The 24893-nt window shown below is 61.5% G+C and carries 21 protein-coding genes; 15 read left to right on the plus strand and 6 right to left on the minus strand.

Features of this window, described 5'->3' with window-relative positions; translation table 11 throughout:
* Positions 1 to 78 precede the first annotated feature (78 nt).
* Positions 79 to 792, plus strand: coding sequence for a TRAP transporter small permease (locus R0J92_RS10375; protein ID WP_411051622.1), 714 nt, complete (start codon positions 79 to 81; stop codon positions 790 to 792).
* Positions 789 to 2093, plus strand: a complete 1305-nt coding sequence (locus R0J92_RS10380) for a TRAP transporter large permease (RefSeq protein ID WP_411051623.1) — start codon at positions 789 to 791, stop codon at positions 2091 to 2093. Before R0J92_RS10375 ends, R0J92_RS10380 begins: the two co-directional genes overlap by 4 nt.
* A 58-nt stretch (positions 2094 to 2151) precedes the next feature.
* Here the strand turns inward: R0J92_RS10380 and R0J92_RS10385 are convergent, their stop codons facing one another.
* A complete protein-coding gene (locus R0J92_RS10385; protein ID WP_411051624.1) occupies positions 2152 to 3603 on the minus strand; it encodes an aldehyde dehydrogenase family protein in 1452 nt (483 codons plus the stop codon).
* A gap of 509 nt (positions 3604 to 4112) precedes the next feature.
* Here R0J92_RS10385 and R0J92_RS10390 point away from each other — a divergent pair.
* The 6 genes from R0J92_RS10390 to R0J92_RS10415 all read left to right on the plus strand — a co-directional run bounded on the left by R0J92_RS10390 (position 4113) and on the right by R0J92_RS10415 (position 13389).
* Positions 4113 to 6887, plus strand: a complete 2775-nt coding sequence (locus R0J92_RS10390) for a methyl-accepting chemotaxis protein (RefSeq protein ID WP_411051625.1) — start codon at positions 4113 to 4115, stop codon at positions 6885 to 6887.
* Between the two features lie 194 nt (positions 6888 to 7081).
* Complete coding sequence (locus R0J92_RS10395; protein ID WP_411051626.1) at positions 7082 to 9172, plus strand: 3-hydroxyacyl-CoA dehydrogenase NAD-binding domain-containing protein; 2091 nt, start codon at positions 7082 to 7084, stop codon at positions 9170 to 9172.
* Between the two features lie 23 nt (positions 9173 to 9195).
* Positions 9196 to 10374: an acetyl-CoA C-acyltransferase gene (locus tag R0J92_RS10400; protein ID WP_106163897.1), complete on the plus strand. Its 1179-nt coding sequence runs from the start codon at positions 9196 to 9198 to the stop codon at positions 10372 to 10374.
* Between the two features lie 243 nt (positions 10375 to 10617).
* Positions 10618 to 11412: an IclR family transcriptional regulator gene (locus tag R0J92_RS10405; protein ID WP_411051627.1), complete on the plus strand. Its 795-nt coding sequence runs from the start codon at positions 10618 to 10620 to the stop codon at positions 11410 to 11412.
* A 73-nt stretch (positions 11413 to 11485) separates the two neighbouring features.
* Positions 11486 to 12223 (plus strand): DUF1868 domain-containing protein, encoded by a 738-nt coding sequence (locus R0J92_RS10410; protein ID WP_411051628.1) that lies wholly within the window; start codon positions 11486 to 11488, stop codon positions 12221 to 12223.
* Positions 12224 to 12426: 203 nt separating this feature from the next.
* Positions 12427 to 13389 (plus strand): ROK family protein, encoded by a 963-nt coding sequence (locus R0J92_RS10415; RefSeq protein ID WP_411051629.1) that lies wholly within the window; start codon positions 12427 to 12429, stop codon positions 13387 to 13389.
* Between the two features lie 73 nt (positions 13390 to 13462).
* On the opposite strand, the gene R0J92_RS10420 is transcribed toward R0J92_RS10415, so the two are convergent.
* Together R0J92_RS10420 and R0J92_RS10425 are read right to left on the minus strand one after the other, a co-directional pair.
* The gene (locus tag R0J92_RS10420) at positions 13463 to 14569 is read right to left on the minus strand and encodes a Gfo/Idh/MocA family protein (protein ID WP_411051630.1); all 1107 of its coding nucleotides are present in this window, start codon (positions 14567 to 14569) and stop codon (positions 13463 to 13465) included.
* 11 nt (positions 14570 to 14580) lie between these two features.
* Positions 14581 to 15303: a GntR family transcriptional regulator gene (locus tag R0J92_RS10425; RefSeq protein ID WP_106163892.1), complete on the minus strand. Its 723-nt coding sequence runs from the start codon at positions 15301 to 15303 to the stop codon at positions 14581 to 14583.
* A 111-nt stretch (positions 15304 to 15414) separates the two neighbouring features.
* Between R0J92_RS10425 and R0J92_RS10430 the strand changes: the two genes are divergently transcribed.
* The 7 genes from R0J92_RS10430 to R0J92_RS10460 all read left to right on the plus strand — a co-directional run bounded on the left by R0J92_RS10430 (position 15415) and on the right by R0J92_RS10460 (position 21994).
* A complete protein-coding gene (locus tag R0J92_RS10430; protein ID WP_411051631.1) occupies positions 15415 to 16569 on the plus strand; it encodes an LLM class flavin-dependent oxidoreductase in 1155 nt (384 codons plus the stop codon).
* Positions 16569 to 17459: an aldo/keto reductase family oxidoreductase gene (locus R0J92_RS10435; RefSeq protein WP_411051632.1), complete on the plus strand. Its 891-nt coding sequence runs from the start codon at positions 16569 to 16571 to the stop codon at positions 17457 to 17459. The genes R0J92_RS10430 and R0J92_RS10435 overlap by 1 nt, the downstream gene beginning before the upstream one ends.
* A gap of 13 nt (positions 17460 to 17472) precedes the next feature.
* Positions 17473 to 17982 carry a flavin reductase family protein gene (locus R0J92_RS10440; protein WP_106163939.1) on the plus strand — a complete coding sequence of 170 codons (510 nt, stop codon included), beginning with the start codon at positions 17473 to 17475 and terminating at the stop codon, positions 17980 to 17982.
* A 61-nt stretch (positions 17983 to 18043) separates the two neighbouring features.
* A complete protein-coding gene (locus R0J92_RS10445) occupies positions 18044 to 18634 on the plus strand; it encodes a TRAP transporter small permease (RefSeq protein WP_411051633.1) in 591 nt (196 codons plus the stop codon).
* A complete protein-coding gene (locus R0J92_RS10450) occupies positions 18634 to 19923 on the plus strand; it encodes a TRAP transporter large permease (protein WP_106163888.1) in 1290 nt (429 codons plus the stop codon). The genes R0J92_RS10445 and R0J92_RS10450 overlap by 1 nt, the downstream gene beginning before the upstream one ends.
* Before the next feature lie 36 nt (positions 19924 to 19959).
* Positions 19960 to 21021, plus strand: a complete 1062-nt coding sequence (dctP, locus tag R0J92_RS10455; RefSeq protein ID WP_317385363.1) for a TRAP transporter substrate-binding protein DctP — start codon at positions 19960 to 19962, stop codon at positions 21019 to 21021.
* 178 nt (positions 21022 to 21199) lie between these two features.
* The gene (locus R0J92_RS10460; protein WP_106163886.1) at positions 21200 to 21994 is read left to right on the plus strand and encodes an ORF6N domain-containing protein; all 795 of its coding nucleotides are present in this window, start codon (positions 21200 to 21202) and stop codon (positions 21992 to 21994) included.
* Between the two features lie 34 nt (positions 21995 to 22028).
* Here the strand turns inward: R0J92_RS10460 and R0J92_RS10465 are convergent, their stop codons facing one another.
* From R0J92_RS10465 to R0J92_RS10475, 3 genes are all read right to left on the minus strand, one after another.
* On the minus strand, positions 22029 to 22706 hold the full coding sequence (locus tag R0J92_RS10465) for a FadR/GntR family transcriptional regulator (RefSeq protein WP_411051634.1): 678 nt from the start codon (positions 22704 to 22706) through the stop codon (positions 22029 to 22031).
* On the minus strand, positions 22697 to 23533 hold the full coding sequence (locus R0J92_RS10470) for a sulfite exporter TauE/SafE family protein (RefSeq protein ID WP_411051635.1): 837 nt from the start codon (positions 23531 to 23533) through the stop codon (positions 22697 to 22699). The genes R0J92_RS10465 and R0J92_RS10470 overlap by 10 nt, the downstream gene beginning before the upstream one ends.
* Positions 23534 to 23643: 110 nt before the next feature.
* Positions 23644 to 24840 (minus strand): ROK family transcriptional regulator, encoded by a 1197-nt coding sequence (locus R0J92_RS10475; RefSeq protein WP_106163883.1) that lies wholly within the window; start codon positions 24838 to 24840, stop codon positions 23644 to 23646.
* Between the last annotated feature and the right edge of the window lie 53 nt (positions 24841 to 24893).

Here is a 24893-nt window from a genome sequence, read left to right on the forward strand (position 1 = left end):
CCGCGACGGAGCCGGGAGGCCTTCAGGGCAACCGGCTCCGCTTTCTCCCGATCAGTCTATTCATCCAAAGGACAAGACATGCGTGACTGGCAACCTGTTCTGGGCTTGCCCCTGTGGGTCTGGCTCTTCGTTGTGCCAACAGCTCTGATGCTGCTGTGCATTTTGAGACCGGCCGCGATGCGCCGGGTGCTGCAACCGCTCTGGGGCGCGCTGGATCGAATCTATAACGGCGCGGGCGCAATCGCGGCGCTGTTCATGGTGGCGATCCTGCTGTTGATCGTCGGGCAGATGGGGGCGCGCTGGGCGTCACTGACCTTTCCCGGCTCGACCGAATATGCGGGCTATGCGATGGCCGCGACGTCGTTTTTTGCACTGGCCTACACATTGACCCACGGGGGGCACATCCGGGTGTCGATCTTTCTGAGCCTTGGTGGGCGGCACCATTTCTGGCTCGATGCGGGGGCGATGTTGATTTCGGCTCTGACGGCCACCTATTTTGCCCGCTACGCCATCAAGACAAATGTCCTGTCGGAGATGCTGAATGATCGCACGCAGGGACAGGATTTCGCGCCTGAGTGGCTGCTGACAGCGGTGTCCATGTTCGGAACCTGGCCCTGGAACTGGGCCGCGCTCTGGGCCGAGAGCGGTTCGGGCTGGGTCTATACGCCGGTCTGGCTGCCGCAACTGCCGATGTCGATCGGAACTGTTCTGCTGGCCATCGCGCTGTGGGACTACCTCGCCCGGATGCTTGTGACCGGTGCGCCGCAGATCAAGGGGGAGGTCCTCGAATGATCGAAATCTACACCACGGTCATTTTCCTCTTTGTACTGTTCGCGCTTCTGGGCGGGTCCGTGTGGATTGGCCTTGCGCTGATGGGCGTCGCTTGGGTTGGGATGGAGCTTTTCACCTCCCGTCCGGCAGGGGATGCCATGATCACCACCATCTGGAGTGGCGCCTCCAGTTGGACGCTCACCGCCTTGCCGCTTTTTATCTGGATGGGAGAGATCCTCTATCGGACCCGATTATCCGAGGACATGTTTCGTGGTCTCGCACCCTGGATGCGGTTCCTGCCCGGCGGGCTTTTGCACACCAATATCGCGGGCTGCACGATCTTTGCCGCTGTCTCCGGCTCCTCGGCGGCAACGCTCAATATGGTGGGCAAGATGTCGATCCCGGAGCTGCGGGCGCGCGGCTACCCCGAGTATATGATCATCGGCACATTGGCAGGTGCCGCCACACTGGGTCTGATGATCCCGCCCTCGCTGACGCTGATCGTCTATGGTGTCAGCATCAACGAAAGCATCACCAAGCTGTTCATGGCGGGCGTCTTTCCAGGCCTCGTTCTGGCCGGACTGTTCATGCTCTATATCATCGGGTGGCATTTCTTTAGCCCCGCTCAGCGCCCCAAGCCAGAGCCGCGCCTGTCACTGGGCGAAATGATCGCCGAGAGCCGCTTTCTAATGCCGCTCTTTGGTCTGGTCTTTGTGGTCATCGGGTCGATGTACACGGGATTTGCCACCGCGACCGAAGCCGCCGCAGTGGGCGTTCTTGGCGCCTTGGGCCTGTCACTGATGCAGGGTAGCCTCAATTGGGCAACGTTTGTCGAAAGCCTGATGGGGGCCACGCGCACTTCCGCGATGATTGCCTTCATCCTGATGGGGGCAGCCTTCCTGTCGCTGTCGATGGGGTTCACAGGTCTGCCGCGCGCGCTGGCTGGGCTGATTGATAGCTACAACCTGTCGCCCATTGCCCTGATTGCGGTGCTCACGGTGTTCTACCTGATCCTCGGCATGTTCATGGACGGTCTGTCCTCCGTGGTCCTGACCATGGCCATCGTGGAGCCGATGATCCGGCAAGCGGGAATTGACGTGATCTGGTTTGGTATCTTCCTCGTCGTAGTGATTGAGACCGCGCAGGTGACGCCGCCCATCGGCTTCAACCTCTTTGTGCTGCAAGGCATGACCCGGCACGAAATCTCCTACATTGCCAAGACCGCAGTGCCGATGGTGGCGCTGATGCTTCTGATGGTGGTGATCCTTGTGGTCTGGCCAGAACTGGCCACATGGTTGCCGGAGAATATTCGGCGGCAGTAGGACGCTTTAACGGCAAAGGCCGCCCCGGAGTGGGCGGCCTTTGCGTTTCGCTGATTGCTCAGCGCAGGCGGATTGCAATGTTCTTGGTCTGCAGGTAGTTCCACAACGCTTCGCGCCCTTTTTCGCGGCCATAGCCGGATTTTCCGACACCGCCAAATGGCGTCTCCACCCCACCGGCATACCATTCATTGACGAACACCTGACCTGCGCGGATCTGACGGGCGGCGCGGGTGGCGCGGTCCAGGTCGCGGGTAAATACGCCGCCGACCAGCCCATAATCCGTAGAGTTGGCGATCGCGATGGCCTCCGCGTCGTCCTTGAAGGTCAGGACGGACAGAACCGGACCAAAAACCTCGTTGCGCGCGATGTCCATGTCCGGGGTCACGTCGGCGACCACCGTTGGCTGCAAAAAGGCACCCGGATGGTTTGGCGCCCGCCCCCCTGTCACCAGGCGCGCGCCCTGTTCCTCTGCTCGCGCCACCATGGCGACGGCGCGATTGCGCTGCGCCTCAGAGACCATGGCCCCCATGTTGGGCCCGAACTCCGTGCGCTCAACTCCGGGCCCAACCGACAGGCCGGTTGCAATGGTTTCGGCGCGCGCGATCAGTTCCTCGGCGCGGCTCTCATGCACGATCACCCGGCTCATGGCCGAACACACCTGTCCGGCGTTAAAGTAGATCCCCCAGCGAATATCGTTCTCAAACGCTTCCAGATCGGCGTCGTCGTGCACGATGGCCGCGGACTTTCCACCCAGCTCAAGCACGCAGGGCACTACGTTTTGCGCTGCCGCCTTGGCAATCGCGACCCCGGTAGGAACGGAGCCGGTAAAGACGATCTGGTTCACATCCGGGTGGCCTGCCAGCGCGGCACCTGCCTCATGCCCATAGCCGCAGATCACGTTCACCGTGCCCGCCGGAAACCCCGCGGCCGTTGCGGCATGGGCGAACCAGGCGTTGGTCAGTGGCGTCAGCTCCGGGCTCTTGATCACGCAGGCATTGCCGGTCGCCAGCGCCGCCGAGAGCGAGCGGGCCGTCATCTCCACCGGATAGTTCCACGGGATGATTTGGGCCGACACCCCCATTGGTTCATAGTCGGTGAAGTCGTAGTAGCCTGCGCCGAGCGGGATTGACCGGCCTTCGACCGTACTGGCCTGGTTGCCGTAGTATTCGAAGTAGAGGGCAGCGCCTTCCACCTCGACCACCGCTTCCCACAGCGGTTTGCCCTGTTCCAGGACCAGGGTAAGCGCAATCTCGTCCTTGTGTTCCAGCAGGTAGCGGCCCATGGCCTGCACCATACGGCCCCGCTCGATCGGGCGCATACAGCTGAGCGCGCCGGAGAGATGCACGGCCCGCGCGGCCCGCACGGCGCGATCCACATCAGCAGCGTCTGCCATGGCGTGTTCGGCAATTTTCTCGCCACTGGCCGGGTCCAAAACGTCAATACGCCCCGCACCGCCATCCACCCAGTCCCCGGCGATGTGGTTTTTCCAGTAGGCAGGCAGCTCGGTCATCGTTCTATCCTTTGAGTGGCGGCACTCTGCGCCGCGAGTTTTAGGGCCGGAGCATTCATGCGCTGCGTATCGGCGCAGCCGAGTGGAGCAGAGGCGGCACGCTGTTCCAAACGGGAAAACGGCGTGTAGGCCCTCCGAGGCGACATGGTGGCGTTGAAATCAGTGTGGTGAATTTGAACTAAATCGCTCCAAAAGAAAGGCGCAAATTCGCGTTATTCTTCCGTGAGGGCAGCGGAGTATATGCGTAAAGCGCCTTCGATTTCATCGAAAATTAAGGGCGTGCAGAGCAGTCTTCTGGCTGAATGATACTGGAGATGATGTTTGGCCCTCGTTGTCACTCAGCAATGCAAAATGCGCCAGCGGACCTGTTTCGATGGGCATGATACCGCTCTGCCAGCCGCGATCTGCTTTGCCAATCTCTCCTTGTGTCTGCCCGATCTTCTCCTGTCCATGCGATCGCGCGCTATCCTCAGCGCCAAGCGTGGCTTTCCAGCGCGCAGAGTGAGCCAATGACCGATACTTCCACTATCAAACCCGCCCGCCGCCGTCGCTTCGGTCTGCTGCGCAGTATTCGCGCCAAGATGGGAATGATCCTGCTGCTGATGGGCATCTCGTTCGGGCTGTTCGCCTACATGATGTATTCGGTCTTGAACAAGATCGATCAGGACATGACCAATCTCAATACCGAGAAGCTTCCGGACTTGGTGCTTGCCGGTGAGATATCGCTTGCGGCCGGGCTTGCCAAAGACGGCATGATCTCTTTGATGATTGCAGATGATACCGCGGGCATCGATGCCGCGGTGGCCAAGGTCGCAACCTCAACTGAGATGCTGCTGGCGTTGATATCGGACTTGGATGAGACCATGCAGCCCGAGTTCGAAGCGGGCGCGTCGGAAGTGTCGGACGCCCTGACTGATCTGGCCTCGGCCCGGCGGATGGCATTGGAAAGCGATGCGCAGATCGATGTCGGAGTTGAAGACTTGCATCGGATCAGCAGTGAGCTGCGTGGGTTGATGATGGAGCTGACACAGTCCGCCTCGGTTGAGCTGAACAAGGGGGCGGTGGCCACCTACAGCGCCATCGATGACTCCCTGAAGACGCTTGTAGAAGTGGACTTTCAGAATCTGAAAATGCTGCTGGAGGCTCGAGCGGAACTGAACCTGCTGGCCGGCACGGCTGTGGCATTTGGTGGAACCAAGGATCCGACAACACTGGCGGAGTTGCAGAAGCTGGCCGACAGTTCAGATGCCCGTTTGCTGGAGCTTGCCGATCTTATCGAGGCGAACGCGCCCGAGTTGCTTGATGTTTCCCTGCTTCGGAATGCGTCCTTCACACTTCAGTCGGTGATCGCACAGAGCCTGTTTCCATCGGAAACTCTGCGTCAGGCGGCTATGAAGGCGCGTGCGGATACGGAGCGCTTTATCGTGATGGGGATCGACGCGCAGGTCGACAAACTCTCCATCGCAGCTGACCGGGCGAGCAAGGAAAACGGGGATGCCCTGCGCCGCCTCATGAAAAACGAAGTCGGCTTCCTCAATACGCTGATGGATATCAGTGCCGGGGTCAACGCGTTCCAAGTGGCCGCCCTTGATGTGATCACTTCGAATGACGAGGCGCTTGTCAACGACGCCGCGTTCGATATGTCGAGTGCGAGCATGAACCTGTCCTTTTATGAGGACTTTGAAGACGCTCGCGTGGGCGATTTGCTGAAGAAACTCGGTGCCCTCAACGCGCCGGAGACGGGCCTTGCAGCGCTTCGGATCAATGTTCTCAATGCCCGGGCTGCCGCAGACGTGGCCACCCGCGAAACCGAGGTAACAGTCGTCGGAATTGCAGAGCGCGCAGCGAACTTTGCTGCGGGGTCGCTGACGGGCATTGGCGGCATGGCGCGCGACATCTCTGCTGAAATCGCAACGGCGAACCGCAACCTGATTGTGTCTCTCGGCTGGATTGCTGGGGTATTCTTGACCGCGTTGCTGTTGATGCAGATGCTGGTCATGCGTCCATTGAACCGCGTCAGCGCCAGCACCGAACGGCTTGCAAATGGCGATCGTAGCCCGGTTGTCGGTTTTGAACGGGCCAGCACCGAGATTTTCCGCATTGCGCGGTCTTTGTCCGTATTCCGTGACGGTATCGTCGAGAAAGAAGAAATGGAACGGCTTGCCGAGGAAGAGCGCAGCCAGCGCATGGCCGCTCAGGAAAAGGCGGTGTCGGCCCTGGGGAATGGGTTGTCCCGCTTGTCCGAAGGGGATCTGACCGCGCGGATAGACTATGAACTGTCCGAAGGCTATGAGCAGTTGCGTGCAGACTTCAACCGCACCTTGGATACGTTGAACGAAACGGTGGGGCAGGTGGTGGAGACCTCGTCTTCGATCCGCAATGGTGCGTCTGAAATCAGCCAAGCCTCGCAAGATCTGTCCCATCGCACTGAAAGCCAGGCCGCCACTCTGGAGCAGACCGCGGCTGCCCTTGATGAGATGACCGCAAGCGTAAAATCCGCAGCGGAAGGCGCACGCGATGTGGAGAACACCACGAATGAGACGCGCAGTGAAGCCGAGGCGAGTGGTGATATCGTCAAGAACGCCGTGTCTGCCATGACCGAGATCGAGCAAAGTTCCAGCAAGATCTCCCAGATCATCTCTGTGATTGATGACATTGCGTTCCAGACCAATTTGCTGGCTTTGAACGCAGGCGTCGAGGCCGCTCGGGCCGGTGAGGCCGGTCGCGGCTTTGCGGTGGTGGCCTCTGAAGTGCGGGGGCTCGCACAACGATCTTCCGATGCCGCGCTGGAGATCAAGAACCTTATCAGTGATAGCTCAAAACAGGTGGAACGCGGTGTTGATCTGGTTGGTAAGGCTGGTGGTGCCTTGGAGAGCATCCTTCAACGCGTCGCTCATATCTCACAGTTGATTTCTGGCATCGCCACTGGCGCACAGGAGCAATCCACTGGTTTGGTGGAAATCAATACCGGCATGAACCAGCTCGATCAGGTGACCCAGCAGAACGCCGCAATGGTAGAACAGGCGACCGCCGCTGGTCAGTTGCTGAATTCTGATGCTCAGACCCTGGGCGAGTTGGTCGCGCGTTTCCAGACCGCACAAGCGACAAACCTCTCTGTGGAAGCGCCGCAAGACGCGCCCGCTGAAATCGCCCCTGAGCCAACCAGTTGGGGAGATGGCGATGGAGCGGAATGGGAGACCGCAGAGCCCATTGCGGCGCCGGAAACCGATTGGACGGACTTCAATTGGGACGAGAACGGTCAGCAGGCCACCGGCACGTCCTGAAAAAATCACAGCAACTGAAACGTACAAACCCCGGCTGGTCTCATGACCAGCCGGTTTTTTCATGGGGTCATGGAGTAGGGGCCATGGAATAAATTCCACATTGAAAGACATAATTCCGCATATTGAAATTTGTGGAGGGATCATCTAGGCCTTTCAGGCAAATGCGCCCTGCGTCTTGGAAAGAGGAACCGCCCGTGTCGAACCCTGTGTCCCTGGAAACCACTGATGCTATTGCAGTCATCGCCATCGCCAACCCGCCGGTGAACGCGCTGAGCCATGCGGTCCGCGCCGGACTCGATGCGGCCTTCGCCGAAATTGCGGACCGCAAGGACCTAGAGGCAGTGGTCCTCTATGGCACCGACCGGACCTTTATCGCGGGCGCGGATATCCGCGAATTTGGCAAGCCGCCGCAGGAACCCTTTTTGCCCGACCTCATCAACCGGATCGAAGCCTGCGATTTGCCCGTCGTTGCGGCGTTGCACGGCACGGCGTTGGGGGGCGGGCTTGAGGTCGCGATTGGCGCGCACTACCGCGTTGCGGTACCGTCCGCGCGCTTTGGGCTGCCTGAAGTGACGCTTGGTATTTTGCCCGGAGCGGGGGGTACGCAGCGTCTGCCGCGTTTGGCTGGGGTGGAGGTCGCACTCGACTTGATCACCTCCGGTCGTCAGATCGGTACAGAAGAAGCGCTCACCGCAGGTATTATCGACAAGATCGCCGAAACGCATGATCCGCGCACTGCCGGTCTTGCCTATGCCCGCGAGTTGATATCGGAAGGCGCAGGCCCGCGCCGTACCAGCGAGAGCAGCGTCGCCATCGGGGACGTCGATGTTTTTGATGAGACGCGTCGGAAGATGGCCAAAAAAGCGCGAGGCCAGATCGCCCCGCAGAACTGCATCAAGGCGGTGGAGGCTGCCGTCAACTTGCCCTTCTCCGAAGGGCTGGCCCAAGAGCGCGCCCTGTTTCAGGAGTTAATGGAAAGCGATCAGAGGTCGGCGCTGATCCACGCGTTCTTCTCAGAGCGGCAAGTGGCGAAAGTGCCTGATATCAAGGGGGTGCAACCTCGGGATACGGACCGGATCGGTGTGATCGGTGGCGGGACAATGGGGGCGGGGATCGCTGTATCAGCATTGCTTGCGGGCCTTGATGTGACGTTGATTGAACGCGATGCGGAGGCCGTTGCCCGGGCGGAAAAGACCGTTTCCGCAACGCTGCAAGGCTCTGTCAAACGCGGCAAGCTTGCTCAGGAGAAATATGACGCCATCATGGCCGGTACCTTCCGTGCCAGTGACGACTACGCATCCCTCGCGCAGGCCGACATCGTCATCGAAGCCGTGTTCGAGAGCATGGAGGTGAAGAAGGATGTCTTCACCAAGCTGGACGCAATCTGTAAGCCCGGCGCCATTTTGGCCTCCAACACCTCCTACCTTGATATCAACGAAATCGCAGCGATGACCTCTCGGCCTGCGGATGTGATTGGCCTGCATTTCTTCTCGCCTGCCCATGTCATGCGGCTGCTGGAGATCGTGGTGGCCGACAAGACGGCGCCAGAGGTCACTGCGACCGGCTTTGCCCTGGCCAAGCGGCTGAAGAAGGTCGCCGTGCGTGCGGGTGTGTGCGATGGCTTTATCGGCAACCGCATCCTCAGCCATTATCGCAAAGCGGGCGACGGCGCCGTGCTGGCCGGGGCAAGCCCGTTTGACGTGGATCGGGCGCTCACGGAGTTTGGTCTCGCCATGGGTCCCTATGCGGTGAGCGATCTTGCTGGGCTGGATATTGGCTGGGCCACGCGCAAGCGGCTCGCCCCCACCCGCGACCCGCGCGAAACCTACGCCGAATTTGCCGACCGCCTGTGCGAGGCGGGCGACTTTGGGCGCAAGACCGGCAAGGGGTTCTACATCTACGAGGATGGCGCACAGACTCCCAATGACGCGGTGTTGGATCATATCGCCACCGAACGCGCGGCCAAAGGGATCACGGCGCGCGACATCTCGGATCAGGAGATCGTCGACCGCTACATGGCCGCAATGGTCAACGAGGCCGCTCGTGTGGTCGAGGAGGGAATCGCTCTGCGGCCGCTGGATGTCGATGTGACGCTACTGAATGGCTATGGCTTTCCACGCTGGCGCGGCGGACCGATGCATTACGCCGACAGTGTTGGCCTCGACAAGATCCTCGCTGATATCGAAGGCTTCGCCGCCGAGGATGCGTTCCTCTGGCAGCCCGCACCGCTCCTGAAACGCTTGGTCGCTGAGGGTAAGACCTTTGCTGACCTCAACGCTGCCTGATCACCTCGAAGAGGAATTTTCCCATGAAACAAGCTGTTATCGTCTCCACCGCCCGGACCGGCCTCGCCAAATCCTATCGGGGTGCGTTCAATGACACCCATGGCGCGCAGATGGCGGGGCATGCCATCGAACACGCGGTCGCGCGCTCGAAGGTTGACCCGGCACTGATTGAGGACGCTTTCATCGGCTGCGGCTATCCCGAGGGCTGGACCGGCGGCAATATCGCGCGTCAGGCCGTGCTGCGTGCCGGATTGCCGGTCACAGTGGCCGCCGCCACCGTGAACCGCTTCTGCTCTTCCGGCCTGCAGGCGGTGGCAATGGCCTCGCACGCGATTACCATGGAGGGCGCCTCTGCCGCCATCGCTGGCGGTGTCGAGAGCATCAGCCAGATGCCGCCCTCGCGCCCGGCGCAGCGGCGCGACGACTGGCTTGAGGCAAACAAGCCCGAGGTCTACATGACCATGATCGAAACCGCCGATATCGTGGCGCAGCGCTATGGCATCAGCCGGGACGCACAGGATGCGCTGGCGCTGGAAAGCCAGATGCGCACCGCCGCGGCCCAGAGCTCGGGCAAATTCGATGATGAGATCGTGCCGATCACCGTCACGCAGAAGATCACCGACAAGGAAACCAAGGAGGTCTCCTACAAGGAGGTCACCTTCGCCATGGATGATTGCAACCGTCCCAACACCACGCTGGAGGGTCTGTCCGGCCTGAACCCGGTGCGCGGCGAGGGCAATTTCGTGACTGCGGGCAATGCCTCGCAACTGTCGGACGGGGCCGCCGCATTGGTGGTGATGGACGCCGATCTGGCCGCACAACAGGGGCTGGAGCCATTGGGCGCGCTCAAGGGGTTCGTGACCGCAGGCTGCGAGCCGGACGAGATGGGCATCGGCCCGGTCTTTGCCGTGCCGCGTCTGTTGGAACGTCACGGGCTGAAGGTCTCCGACATCGACCTGTGGGAGCTGAACGAAGCCTTCGCGAGCCAGGCGCTCTATTGTCGCGAGCGGCTGGAGATCGACCCGGCGATCTGCAACGTCAACGGGGGCTCCATCTCCATCGGCCACCCCTTCGGCATGACTGGCGCGCGGATGACCGGGCACTTGCTGCTGGAAGGCAAGCGGCGCGGTGCCAAGCTGGGCGTTGTCACCATGTGCATCGGCGGCGGTCAGGGCGCAGCTGGCCTGTTCGAGATCTTCTGATCGGAGGCCTATACGCGCCGGAGCAGTTTAGTCGGCGCGTGTTGAGGGTCGCCCCTCAGTTCGCCGGTGTCGGCAAGCAGCGAAATCGCTCCACTCAGCTGGGGCGCCTGCCAGGATGTTGCGCACCACTCTTGGTGCACGGGCCTAAGCAAATCGCGTGCTGCGGGGCGACGAATGTGCTTTTCTTGATGCGAGTTAGGGTCTTATATGACGCCCCCGGATGATCCAACAGGACGGAAAACCATGCGTGAGCTTGAGCAGGACCGGCGATACGCCAATACGCTGGCCCGTGGCCTTCGTATCCTGCGTGCCTTTCGCCCGTCCGACAATGGTCTGGGAAATCTCGAAATCTCCGAGCGCACAGGCATCCCAAGGTCAACTGTGTCACGTCTGACCTTCACACTATGTGCGTTGGGATACCTGACTCACGGGCGTCATTTCGACAAATATCGCCTCGGACCGGCGGCGCTGGCATTGGGAAATATCGCATCAGCGGCCTTTGGCTTTGTGTCGGTTGCGGCACCGATCATGCAGGCGCTTGCCAATCAGATGAACGCGCTGGTTGGCGTGTCGATCCAGGACGATGGCAATATGCTGATCGTGAAAACCTGGCGGCCCGAAGGTTCACGCACCATTTGGCTTGATGTGGGGTACCGTATGCCGGTGCTGACGTCCTCCTCCGGTGTCGCATATCTCGGTGCGCTTTCGCGCGATGAGCGGGAAAAGCTGGAAGCCTTGTTGTCGGAGGCCGACGCAGAGGCATGTGAAGAGGTCTGGCAGCGCGAACGCCTGCAGCTGCAGCGCGAGGGCTATGTCTGTGTCGAGGAGGAGGCCCGCTATTCGCGCGCCATCAACGCCGTCGCGACGCCGTTCCGCCCCTCCGAAATCGGCGAACCGGTCTCGTTCTTCTGCGGGGCAAATGTCGATGACCTCAGCGATACGCGCATCCACGGCGAAGTGGGCGCGGAACTGGTGCGTGCGGTCAACAGGCTCAAATCTCTAACCGGACATGCCGTGTCAGCGGTCTCGTCCGAGTAGCTGCCATGTGTCAAACCATTGACATGTAAGGCGCGTAGACCTGTTCGGTAGGACTATCAAAGGACTTTGCCCCATGGCCACTTTTCGCCCCGATCCGATGCGTTTTCTGACTGGCGCCGATGCCGAAACGTCTCGCCCGAAGGCGATTTCCGACCCGGGGCAAGGTGGAAAATTCACCCCCAATGGTGAGGTGCTGCCCTTTCCCGGCAACACGGTACTCTGCCACATCGACCCGGCGAGTGATGTGCACGCGGCCCTGTGCGACATGCAGGATGAAATCCGGCAGAGCGATTTCGGTGCTCTGTTCACCTATTTGCCCCCCGCTAGCCTGCACATGACGGTGTTTCAGGGCATCGCTCCCGATGAACGGAACTGGCCCGCAGATATTCCGGTCGAGGCGACCCGCGATGAGGTGACAGCCGCATTCCGGCAGCGGCTGGACGGGCAAGATCTGCCTGCAACCCGCCGTGTCTGCGCGCGCGGCCTCTACGGTGGACATTCACTGACGCTTGAAGGGGCCGACGAGATCGAAGAGGCCCGCCTGCGGGCAACCCGTGTTTCTCTGCGAGAGCTGACCGGATTGCGGCAGGACCATTTTGACACTTACACGTTTCATGTGACCCTTGCCTATCTGTTGCGCTGGCTTGATGTGGCAGAGGCGGCGGATCTGCTGTCATTCTCCGATGAGCTCTTTGCCCGCTATGCGGATCGGCTGGCTGTGATAGAGCTTGGACCACTGGAGCTGTGCACGTTCGAGCATATGCACCATTTTGAACCGGTGGCTTATCTGACACGCGCGGCGTCATCTTGATGAACTGTTTGCGCTAACGCTTGCCTTACGTGATCTCACAGGCAACAGTCACGCGACTCCGAGGATAGGGCCCGCAAAGCGGTCATAATCGACGTGCAGGTCTTGACCTGCGCCATGCGAGGCTGTTTGACCCTTGGCAACTGACAACCTGAGCATCGGGTCCGGCCACCCTTATGGGCAGGCACCGGACTGGAGGGGCAAAGATGTGGAATCTCATCGCCGACGTTGGCGGAACCAACATGCGACTGGCAGCTGTGAACGCCGAGGGCGATATTCTCGAACGCGCCCGCTATGATACCAAGGGCACGCTGAACCTAGAGCAGGCCTGCGCGGATTTCGCAGCCCATCGCGGTAGTGCGCCGGGCCGGGCCGTGATTGCGGCAGCGGGTGTCGTGCGCGACGGCTCCGTGCAATTGACCAATGCAGATCAGAGCTTTTCCGAACGCGGTATCGCCGTGGCGCTTGGGATCGAACGCGCAAAAGTGCTGAATGATTTCGAGGCGGCCGCCTGGTCTCTGGCCACGGTTGCAGAGGGGGATGTGACCGTCCTTCAAGGGCAGGCGGTGTTTCCGCGCGAACCCTGCCTGATTGTTGGTCCCGGGACCGGCCTCGGGGTGGGGGCGCTGGTCTGGGCCAATGGTGAACCCTGCGTGATTCCGGGCGAGGGCGGGCATGTGGCGCTTGGTCCGCGCACCCCGGAGGAGGTACCGATCTTTGAGGCGCTGCGCAAAGAATGGCCCGAGATTGGCATGGGGCCGGGGTTGGTGGTCGAAGCCGAAGCCATTCTTTCGGGCACCGGTTTGCCATATTTCTATCGCGCGGTGGCCAAGAGCATGGATTTGACCGCCCCACTGGGGACAGGTGCTGAAATTTTCGAGGCCGCGAAAGCGAGGCTTGATACCGCCGCGATACGCGCGGTTGAGCTGTTCGTGCAGTATCTCGCGGGTGTCGCTGGCGATCTCGGCCTGGTCTTTGCGGCCAAGGGCGGCGTCTTCATCAGCGGGGGTGTGGCCGCGGCCAACCCGTGGATTTTTGATGAGGCTTTTGTTGCGGCCTTCAACGCGGGTGGGCGGCATACGTCCTGGCGACAGGAGCTGCCGCTGCACCTCTACCATCAACCCAACTTCGGCCTGATCGGGGCTCGCAACTACCTGACGGCGCGGTAGCTGCAGAGACAAGAGTAGGTACGCGTTTAAAAGGCCGCCTCCGTGGGGGCGGCCTTTCGCAAATTCTGTGACGTCACAGCAGCTCTGCAATCTCCACGGCGCGATGCTCGGTCATGGAAATCTGCGCCGCCATGCCCATCAGCACCGCAATGCGACCGTCCTCCAAGCTCACGTCGGGTTGCGCGCGCAGGCCACGCACAAGGTCTAGAAAACCCTTGTGCTGATAGAAGGTCGATCCATTGTGGTCGCCGGCTTCCAGCAGCGTGGGGTCGACCGGGATGTCGCGAATCTCTGGCCCCTTGGGGGCGCGTGGCGAGACTACAACCTGCGGAACCGGCGGTTCGCCCAGATGGTCCGGCCAGAACCGGCCCGGCCCCGGCACCAGCGCCTCGATCTTGCCCTTTGGACCCACGGCAGAGATTTCTTCCTGATAGCGGGCGCCCTCGGCGAACATGCACAGCTCCAGCATGGCGCGGGTTCCATTGGTAAAATCGACAATGACATAGCCGTTGTCGAGGATATCCGGCGCCTCGTCGTCATAGCGTTCACCCAGATGGTTCACATCCGCGCCCCCTGAGGCCAGCACCCGAACAGGTTCCGACTTCAGCGTCAGCCGCATCAGGTCGAAGAAGTGGCAGCATTTCTCCACAAACGTCCCACCGGTGAAGCGGTTGAAACGGTTCCAGTCGCCGACCTTTTCAAGGAAGGGAAACCGGTGCTCGCGGATGGTCAGCATCTTGATGCCGCCAGTGGCCGCCTCGGCCTCGGCCAGCAGGGTCGCCACGGGCGGCATGTAGCGATATTCCATCGCCACCCACACCGGCGCGGGGTAATTGGCGCGGAACGCCGCCAGTCGCTCCGCATGTGCGGGGTCAGTGAAGAGCGGTTTTTCCACCAGCACCGGCAGCGGACGATGGGCCGCCAGGGCCTCCAGCTGTTCAACGTGGCGATAGTTGGGGCTGGCGATCAGGATGCAGTCCAGCGCCTCCACCGCCAGCAGCGCGTCCACGCTGTCCACAAACTGCGCGTCGGGTGCGAACTTGCGGCTCTCCGTGGCCATTTGGGCGTCCGGCTCAAAGATCGCCGCGACGCGTGTGTCGTCCAACAGTGCGATGTTGCGCAGGTGTTCCTGCCCCATCATGCCGCAACCGATGACGCCGTAATTGATGATTTGTGACAAGAGTGTCTCCCTCAGATCAGGCGCTGTACATAGAGCGCCTTGTTCGTGTCGAACCAGGTTCTGGAAAACTCCACCGGGGCCGCAACCTCGGCCCAGCTGAAGCGTTCGATATAGCCGGTGAGCGTTCCGGGGCGGAGCGCAAAGCTGTTCGGGGCCCAGTCGGGCACATGGCCGATGGACACGCGGTCCTCGGCGCGGGCGATGATCAGGCCCAGTTGCATCTGATACGTGCGGTAGAGCGAATCTGACATCTGCTCGGGCTTGATGATGCCGGCGTCCCCATCGAGCCAGATCTCCTCTACCGCGATCGGAATGCGGTTGAGAAATCGCAGGCGGCGTACCCGCGTGCCGTGATCTGCGGTGCCAAACACTGGCAGATCTGCCGGTTTTTCGACGGCAGCCACCTCCAGAATATCGGCAGTGGGCAGGCCCCCGCCCGTGGTCAATTCGAGCCGGAACATCGAATAAACGCTCTGCGCCTTGTGGTTGGCGTGGATGTAGTTTCCGGAGCCCTGCACACGTTCCAGAAGCCCTTTTTTCTCCAGCTCATACAAGGACTTGCGCAGGGTGCGCACGGTGGTCCCATGGCTCTTTGCCATCTCCCGTTCTGGCGGCAGGCGTTGCCCATCGACCAGTCGCCCGGCGGCGATCTCGCGGATCAGGAATTCGCTGATCTGCATGTAGATCGGCAGGGCGGTTGGGGTGTCTCGGTCAAGGTCGTTCAGCGGGGTCATGCGGGGTCCCATGCGCAAGAGTGTGGACGGGCGGAAATAATTGATGCACCATTGATGTACTTTAAATCCGCTGCTACGCAAGAGGAAATTCGACTGTTCCAGGAGAGCCAAATGACCGTCGTTCCCATCACATCGCCCGATCTGGACGCTGCCGAAGTCTCGTGGTTTTCTGCCCTGTGTTCGGATGACTACCAGTTCCTTGGCGTGCCGGATGGCGACCTTCGGTCATCCTGGGCCCATTGTTCCGAGATTGTGAAAACCGCCGAAGCGCAGGGCTTCCGCAACATCCTGTGTCCCTCCTCCTATCAGGTGGGGCAGGACACGCTGTCGTTCGTCGCTGGGTGTGCTCCGATCACCTCGAAGATCAACATGCTGGCGGCGGTGCGCTGTGGTGAGATGCAGCCCATCATGCTGGCCCGCACCCTCGCGACGCTCGATCACATGCTGGAGGGCCGCCTGACGGTGAATATCATCTCTTCCGATTTTCCGGGCGAGAAGGCCGAGAGCGCGTATCGCTATCAGCGCTCGCGAGAGGTCGTGGAGATCCTGAAACAGGCGTGGACCCGGGACGAGATCAACTACGAAGGTGAGGTCTATAACTTCTCCGGGCTCACCACGGATCCGGTAAGGCCGTATCAGACCGGTGGCCCGTTGCTGTATTTTGGCGGCTATAGTCCCTCGGCGCTGGAGCTGTGCGGGCAGCATTGCGATGTCTACCTGATGTGGCCGGAAAAGATGGAAGAGCTTCAGGGCCGCATGCAGGCCGTGCACGCGGTGGCGGAACGATACGATCGTACACTGGACTACGGTCTGCGCGTGCACACCATCGTGCGCGATACCGAAGCAGAAGCGCGCGAATATGCCGACTATATCGTGTCGCAGCTCGACGACGGGCAAGGCACCGCCATTCGGGAGCGGGCGCTGGATGCCAAATCGCTCGGGGTGAGCCATCAGGCCAAGAACCGCGAGATCGCGGATGGTGACGGCTTTATCGAGCCGCATCTTTGGACTGGCGTTGGCCGTGCTCGTTCGGGCTGCGGCGCGGCATTGGTTGGCTCCACCGACCAGGTGATGAGCAAGCTGGAGGCCTATCAGAAGATGGGCATCCGCGCCTTCATCCTGTCGGGCTACCCCCATATCGAGGAAGCCGAACACTTCGGTGCGCGCATCCTCCCCAACATGAAAACCTGCTCGCTGCCCGAGGCCTATGGCCGGGTGCCGGCGAGCCCCCCAGAAACACCCCTTGGTGTAGGAGTGCGCCGCTGATGGATCGCGTAAAGCTAGCTGACGACCTTGAACTTTCCCGCCTGATCTACGGCATGTGGCGGATCGGTGATGATGCCGATACATCCGTCAAACATGTCGAAGCCAAGATCCACGCCTGCTTGGAACAGGGGATCACCACCTTCGATCAGGCTGACATCTATGGCGACTACGGCGCCGAAGCGATCCTTGGCACAGCGCTCAAATCGAACCCTGCGTTGCGGGCGCAGATGGAGATCGTGACGAAATGCGATATCGTTGCGCCCATCGGCATCCACAGCGACAAGCCGGTCAAATACTATGACACGTCGCGCGCCTACATCGAGACTGCGGTAGAGCGCTCCTTGCGCGAAATGAACATTGAGCAGATCGACCTGTTGCTGATCCACCGTCCGGACCCGCTGATGGATCATCACGAAACCGGTGCAACGCTTGATGATCTGGTCAAATCGGGCAAGGTGAAAGCCGTAGGTGTGTCGAATTTCCGCCCCTGGGACTGGAACCTGCTGCAATCGGCGATGACCAGCCCCCTGGTGACCAACCAGATCGAGATTTCGCTTTCTGAGCCTTCGCCCTTCACCAATGGCGATCTGGCGTTCCACCAGATGAACGCCCAGCCAATCATGGCGTGGTCGCCGCTTGGCGGCGGCAGTCTGATGACTGGTCAGGGGGAGCTGGCCTCGCGTCTGGATGAGATCGCGACCGCGCAGGGTGTCGACCGCGCCGCCGTGGCTGTGGCCTTCCTGTTGCGTCACCCGGCGATGATCCTGCCGGTGCTGGGCACCAACAACCTGTCACGCATCCAAAACATTTCGGACGCGCTGAAGGTGGAGCTGGGCCGCCAGAGCTGGTTCCGTCTCTACGAGGCCGTCTTGGGCCAGGAGGTCGCGTAACATGGGCCTGCACATGAGCAACAAGACACAACAGGCCTTTGTGCCGGACGAGAGCAACACCCGACTGCTGCGCGATGCCTTTGGCCGCTTTGCAACCGGCGTGACCATCGTGACGGCGCAGACGCCCGAAGGTGTGGTGGCGATCACCGCCAGCAGTTTTTCCTCGGTTTCACTGACCCCGCCGATGGTTCTGTGGTCGCCGGACCGCAACTCGCGGCGCTTTCCCTATTTCGAGGCCGCAGAGCACTACGCGATCCATGTCCTTGCCGCCGATCAGCAGGACCTTTGCTACAGCGTGGCCAAGGATGCGGCTGGGCTGCGTGATCTCGACCTGGCGCTGAATGCGGAGGGCGTGCCGGTGCTTGAGGGCTGTCTGGCGCGTTTCGAATGTAGCCGCCATGCGGTCTATGACGGGGGAGACCATGCCATCGTGCTGGGCGTCGTGAACCGGGCGGAGATGCGTGAGGAAGGCGAGGCGCTTGCCTTCTTCAAAGGGCAAATGGGCCGCGTCACCGGGCACTGACAGGTGCGCTGTCGGGGTGTCTGGGAGGGCGCTTCGAAGTTCGGGTTCTGGGAGGAGCAACATGAACGCATTGATGGCGGTGGTGACACCGCTGTACTGGATCAACTCAACCCTCTTGCGCATCGGGCGCTGGCTGGGATGTGCCGCTGTGGCGACCATGGTCGTGGCAATCCTGATTCAGGTCTTTTGTCGCTACGTTCTGAACAACGCGCTGCCCTGGCCTGACGAGGCGGCGCGGTTCTGCATGCTCTGGATGACCGGGTTGATGGCGCCGACGGCGTTTCGCCAAGGTGGGTTTGTCGCCATCGATACGGTCTCTGCGATGTTGCCGCAGCGGGTCGGTTCGCTCCTGTCGCTCATCCTTCTGGGGCTCAGCCTGTTGGTGATGATCGTGGCCATCCAGATCGGCTACAAGGAGGTCACCGGCATCGGTGGTCGCTTCGCCACAGCCTCTCTCTACCTGCCCACCTCCATCGCCTTTGACAGCTGGTTCCGCTTGCCGCGCAGCTGGATGATGCTCTCGCTTCTGGTGGGGCTGGCGTTGCTGATCCTCGTCAATGTGGAGCTGATCCTGCACCGCCTTGTTGCGCTTCTCGGCGGGGCGGACCGCCTGCCTGAAATTGAATTCGCCACTGCCAAAGGAGCCGAGTGATGCTGATCTGGTTCTTGCCGCTTTTCCTGCTGTTCCTGATGGTCGGCCTGCCGGTGTTCTTTGGCCTTCTGGCCGCGCCGGGCCTGATGCTGTGGCTGAACGGGCAGGAGCGCGACATCACGCTTTTGTACCGCAACCTCTATAACGGCATGGACAGTTTCCCGCTGATGGCGATCCCCTTTTTCATGCTGGCGGGCGAATTGATGAACCGAGGCGGCATCACGCTGCGGCTGGTTGAATTCTCTCAGGCGCTGATGGGGCATCTGCGCGGGGGGCTTGCGCATGTGAACGTGCTGTCGTCGATGCTGTTTGCCGGTCTGTCCGGCTCGGCGGTGGCGGATACCTCGGCGCTCGGCTCCATGCTGATCCCGGCGATGGAGAAACAGGGCTACAGCCGCAAGTTCGCCGCCGCGATCACCGCCGCCAGCTCTGTCATCGGGCCGATCATTCCGCCGTCGGGCATCATGATCATCTACGCCTATGTGATGGGCGAGAGCGTCGCGGCGCTGTTCCTGGCCGGGCTGGTGCCGGGCATCCTCGTCGGGGTTGGCCTGATGGTCATGGTCAAGGTCATGGCCGACAAATACGACTTCCCCGTCGCCTCGCGCCGCTATTCCTGGGGTGAGCGGGGACAGGCAAGCCTCAAGGCGTTCTTCCCGCTGCTGACCCCTGTGATCATCCTCGGTGGCATTCTTGCAGGGGTCTTCACCCCGACAGAGGCCGCCGCCGTTGCCGTTGCATATGCGCTGGTGATCGGTCTGTTTGTGCTGCGGACGCTTAAACTGGGCGAGCTGTCAGATGTCTTCACCCGGGCCGGTATTACCTCGTCCGTGGTGCTGTTGCTGGTGGGCGCGGCGATGTCGTTCAAGACGGTGGTGTCGCTGAGCCATGCGCCAGAGCAGCTGGCTGAGTTCATCCTGACGCTGACGGAAAACCCGCTGCTGCTGCTGTTCCTGATCAACCTGTTGCTGTTTGTGGTGGGGATGTTCCTCGATGCGGGACCGGCGATCATCATTCTCGGTCCGATCCTTGGCCCGGTGTTTGCAAGCCTTGGCGTCGATTCCGTGCATTTCGCCATCATCATGTGCGTGAACCTCACCGTGGGGCTGGCGACACCGCCGATGGGGCTGGTGCTGTTTGTGGCCTCTGCCGTTTCCGGCGAGCGGGTCACCACCATCGCGCGCGCCATCCTGCCGTTTCTGGCCGTCGAGATCGCGGTGATCTTCCTGATCACCTTCGTTCCGGCCATTTCCATGACGATCCCGCGTCTGACCGGGTTTGTGAATTGACTGCATAAAAGAGAAGAGCATCAGGGAGGACACTAAATGCTCAAGAAAGCCCTCAAGACGGTCGCCGTTGCGGCCCTTATGGCAGGGAGTGCGGCGACATCCGCATTGGCCGCGGATTACACCATCCGCGCCACCGCCAATTCCAACGAGAACGACGAGGACTATGACGGTCTCGTGGTGTTCAAGAACTATGTCGAGGCGGCCTCCAACGGCGCCATCGAGGTGGAATTGTTCATCGGCACCCAGCTGTGTTCGAACGGCGCGGAATGCCTGCAGGGCGTGGCGGATGGCTCCATCGACGTCTATATCTCCACCTCCGGTGGCGCGGCGGGCCTGTTCCCTTACGTGCAGGTGCTGGATCTGCCCTATCTGATGGCCAACGACCGGGTGGCGGAGCATGTGCTGTCGGGTGATTTCACCCGGACCATTCGCGATATGGCGCTGGAGGATTCCGGCGATACCATCCGCCTGATGACCATCGGCAACACCGGCGGCTGGCGCAACTTTGCCAACACCAAGCGCCGTGTGGCAGAGCCGTCTGATATGGAAGGCCTGAAGATCCGTACCGTGGTCGCGGATCTGCCGCAGGAACTGGTCAAGGCGCTGGGCGCTTCGCCGACCCCGATCCCATGGCCGGAGCTGTTCACCTCCTTTCAGACCGGCGTGGTCGAAGGCTCCAAGAACGGCATCACCGACATCATGGGCATGAAGTTCCCGGATGCGGGGCTGCAGTACATCACCCTGGACGGTCACGCCTATATGGGCGCCCTGTGGTGGATGTCGAACGAGTCCTTCCTGGCGATGCCCGAAGATATGCGCCGGGTGGTTGTCGATGGCTTCTACGCGCTGCAGCAGGCCACTTTTGCCTCGCCCAAGCGCAAGTCGATCGCAGCCTACGAGGAATTCGTCGCGGGCGGCGGGGATCTGTATGTTCCGTCACCTGAGCAGAAAGCCGCCTTCAAAGAGGCTGCTTCGCCGGTCTACGACTGGTTCAAGGCCAATGTGACCAAGGGCGAGGAGGCCTTTGCTGCGCTGACCGATGCCGTCGCGGTTGCAGAAGAAGAGATCGACGCGGCCCGCGCCAAAGATCTGCAATAATCCGAAGATTGCGAAATCGCAGGGACGGGCGGGCCATTGGTCCGCCCGTTCTGGTTTGCATATGTGCGGCGGTGCCGGGCGTGTGTCGGACGGCGGTCAGTCTCGGCTTGATCTTCCGGTCCGGAAGATCAACCTTGGGGTCATTGACGTTTCACCGACAGGAGCCCCGCGCGCCCGCATGACGGATCAGACATTGACCACACCGCAGATTTTTACCTTTCGCGGCCAACCGGTGATCCGCGACGCCGATTTGGCCGCATTGTTCGATTACACCACCGGCAACCTCAACAAACTGGTGAGCAACAACACCGATCGTTTTGGCGAGGATTTTGCCTTTCGCCTCGATGCAGAAGAATTCGCCGACTTGAAATTCCAACTTGGAATATCAAAAGGCCATGGTGGCCTGCGCACGCCGCCGCTCATGTATACAGAGCATGGCGCGGTGATGGCCGCGACGCTGATGCGCTCACCACGCGCGGCCGAAGCGTCGCGCTTTGTGATCAAGACCTTTGTCGCCGCCCGCCGGGGACTGCTGGCAAAGGCCAAGGGCCAGAACTTGCCTCTGTCGCTGCCGGTGAATGACCTGCTGCCCATTGCCGGAGGCGAGCGCAGCGGGCTGGTTGCAAAACTGGATGCGGCGCTGGGCAGGGTGCTTGACGCGATCGCCGACCCGGAGCAGGAAACCACCGTGCGTGACGAGGCCCGTGCCATCGCGCTGGAGGGGCTGTCCGCGATCAAGGCGCATCTGAAGAAACAGGATATCGCCAATGAAAAGACCCTCGCCGAGGTGCAGAAACTGCTCAAGGAGGCCGAGGCCATCGACGCCGAAATCTCGGCCCGTCACATCGAGAACAACCACCGCCAGCTTGCCTATCTGGCCAAGCAGCTCCGGATTGTAATCGAGGTGCAGCGCTATCTGGAACAGGGAGACGTCGACAACCTGCTGGCGGTTCTCAAGGACCTTGGTGGCTGACAGGACGGAGCCGCCACCGGGGCTCGTACGCTTTTCAGCCCTCTGCGCGCTCCAACGTCTGCCAGACCTGCTCCAGATGCGCGCGCATCGCAAGACGCGCCGCTTCTGACTGGCCGGCGCAGATCGCGTCACAGATGGTCGTATGCGCGTCGGAAATCCGCGAGATTTCGTCCACGCCGAGAACGTCTTGCCGCAGGCGTGTCCAATCTGCTGCCTGCCGCAGGCTGCGAATTTCCTCAAACAGCGTCAAAAAAACCGCGTTCCCGGCCATTTGCGCGATCTTGTAGTGAAACAGATCATCGGCCCGTTCATAGCTGGCGGCGTCGGCCGCAGATCGAGTGGCTTTGGTCAGCTGTGCCAGGCGCGCCTTGTCCTCTGCGCGGCCTCGCTCTGCCGCATGCGCGGCCAGTGCGGGTTCCAGATCAAGGCGAACCTCCATCAGATCGTGGGGAGAAACACGCTGGGCCAGCGCGCCGAGCCGCTCGGCGCCCTGCACAGGTGGCGGCTGCAAAAAGGTGCCCTGCCCATGGCGGCGAAAGACCAGACCGTCGCTGGCCAGATCATCCAATATCCCGCGCAGTTGCGCGCGGGATACGGACAGTCGCTGCGCCAACGCACGTTCCGGCAGCAGGCGCCCGTTTTCTGCCAGCTCCCCGCTCAGGATCGCCTGACGCAGGGCCTCGGCGCCGGGGGCAGGTGGCTTCAGAGCCATCCGGCCTGCTCGGCCAGATCCGCAACCATGCGCAGTGAGGTCGCCATCAGGAACAGTCCGAACGACAGCTTCAGCGCCCGGCGCGGGATCGAATGGGCGAGTTTCACGCCCACGCGCGCAAATGTGGTGGACAGTGGGATGATGATCGCCGCCAGCAGCAGGTTCACATAGCCCAGCGACATCGGTGGCAGACCTTCGGCACCGAACCCCGTCGCCATGTAGATCAGGGCGCCCGGCAGGCCGATGATGAACCCGATCGCGGCTGATGTGCCGACCGCCTTGCGGATGTCATAGCCAAGAAAGCTGAGCGTCGGCACGCAGACGGAGCCACCGCCGATCCCCATCATCGCGGAGACCGCACCGGCGAACACGCCCAGACCAGCCCAGACGGGTGTGGAGAATGATCTCGGTTCTGGGGTTTCCTTGGGTTTGCGCAAAATCATGTCGAGAGCAACAGCCATGGCAACGGTGGCAAAGACCACGATGAGCACATTTCCGGAGACCAGCCCGCCCAAAACCCCGCCGATGACGACACCCGCCAGGATCGACGGCGCCCAGAGCTTCAGTAGCGCCATGTCGATAGCGCCTTTCTTGTAGTGCCCATAGCCCGACGACAGCGCAGTAAAGACGATGGTGGCCAGTGACGTGCCAACGGCAACCTGCATGGTCAGCGCCGGATCCATGCCGGTCAGGGCCAGTGCGAAATAGAGTGCGGGCACGATGACAATACCGCCCCCCACACCCAGCAGGCCGGCAAGAATGCCCCCGGCAACCCCTGCAGCAGCGGCAACGCCCGCCAGGGGCAATAGCGTTTCAATTTCCAACATGTGTCTCTCGCCCTGACTTCTGGCCTCGATGGGAGGCAACCAATTTGAGATTGGTTGTAAGCCGCGCATAAATCACCCGTCAACCCTCGCCGGTGGGGCAGGGTCGCGTCTCAGGACGCCGGAGCAAACCCGGCGTGCGTGTCCATCAGATATTGCGCGATCAGGGGTTTGGCAGCGGCTCCAAGGGCAGAGGCATGGGCACCAATCTCACCCTCTGCCACAACGGGTCGGATCAAACCGCGTGCGTCCAGCGTTGGCAGCTCGGCACGTACCCGATCCACGAGACGCGCGCGCAGGGATGGGGGCATGGCGCCATCTATCACCACAGCCTGAAAATCGATGACGGCACAGGTTGCAAGAGCCGCGCGCGCCAGCGCAACAGCGGTGTCTTCCAGCCATTGCGCCACATGCTCTTCCAGACGGCTCCAGTCCTGAGGTTGCGTCCACAGCACGATCGGATCGATATTGACCTCCACCAGTCGCCGTTCCAGCTCGCGGATCGACGCGGTGTCGAGCAGGCGTCCGTCGCTTCCATCGGGACGGCGCGTGGGCAGCGGGCCAAGCGCCCCTGCGTTGCCCATGCTGCCCTCATAGACAGAATTGTTCAGGACCACGCCGCCGCCGGCAAATGATGCGATGAAGAAGTAGATGCTGTCCCGCCAGGCGCGGCTGGCGCCGAACATGTGCTCCGCGCGACAGGCGGCGGTCGCATCGTTGATGACAAAGCATCGCAGGGGGCTGAACCGGGCGATTTCGGTCACCGGGCACAGTTCTTTCCAGGCCTGAAGACTGGTCTTTGGTGCGCCGGCCTGTGCGTGCCAGCGCCACAGGTCAAAGGGGGTCGCGACGCCGATACCGCAGATGCGGTCGCGCTGGTCTGCGGTCAGGTCGGACCCGATGTCGCGCAGGCTGGTTTCGATAAAGCCGAACACCTCGTCAGGTTGCGGGTATCGATACCGCAGGCGGCGCTCGGCGCGAATGCCTCCGCTGAAATCGATCAGCATCAAGTCGGTGCTGCGCCGCCCGATCTTGATGCCATAGGAAAACAGCCCCTCGGGGTTGATGCCCATGGGCACCGAGGGTTTCCCGACGCGTCCCTTCTGGCTCTCACCACGCAGGATCAGCCCATCCTGCTCCAGTTTGCGCAGAATGACCGACACCGTTTGCGACGACAGGCCGGTGCGCCGTGCCATCTCGCTGCCCGGCATGGCGCCGTCCTGATGCAGGACCGACAGCATCAACCGTTCATTATGCGCGCGCACCTCGCTCTGATTTGCGCCGCTGGTATAGGGACGTGTCTCTGGCATGTGCGGTCTATGCGCTCCTCCTCCACATGAGGCAAGAGCGTGCCGCTGGATAG

The organism is Tritonibacter sp. SIMBA_163 (genome assembly GCF_046535935.1).
GTDB lineage: Bacteria > Pseudomonadota > Alphaproteobacteria > Rhodobacterales > Rhodobacteraceae > Epibacterium > Epibacterium scottomollicae.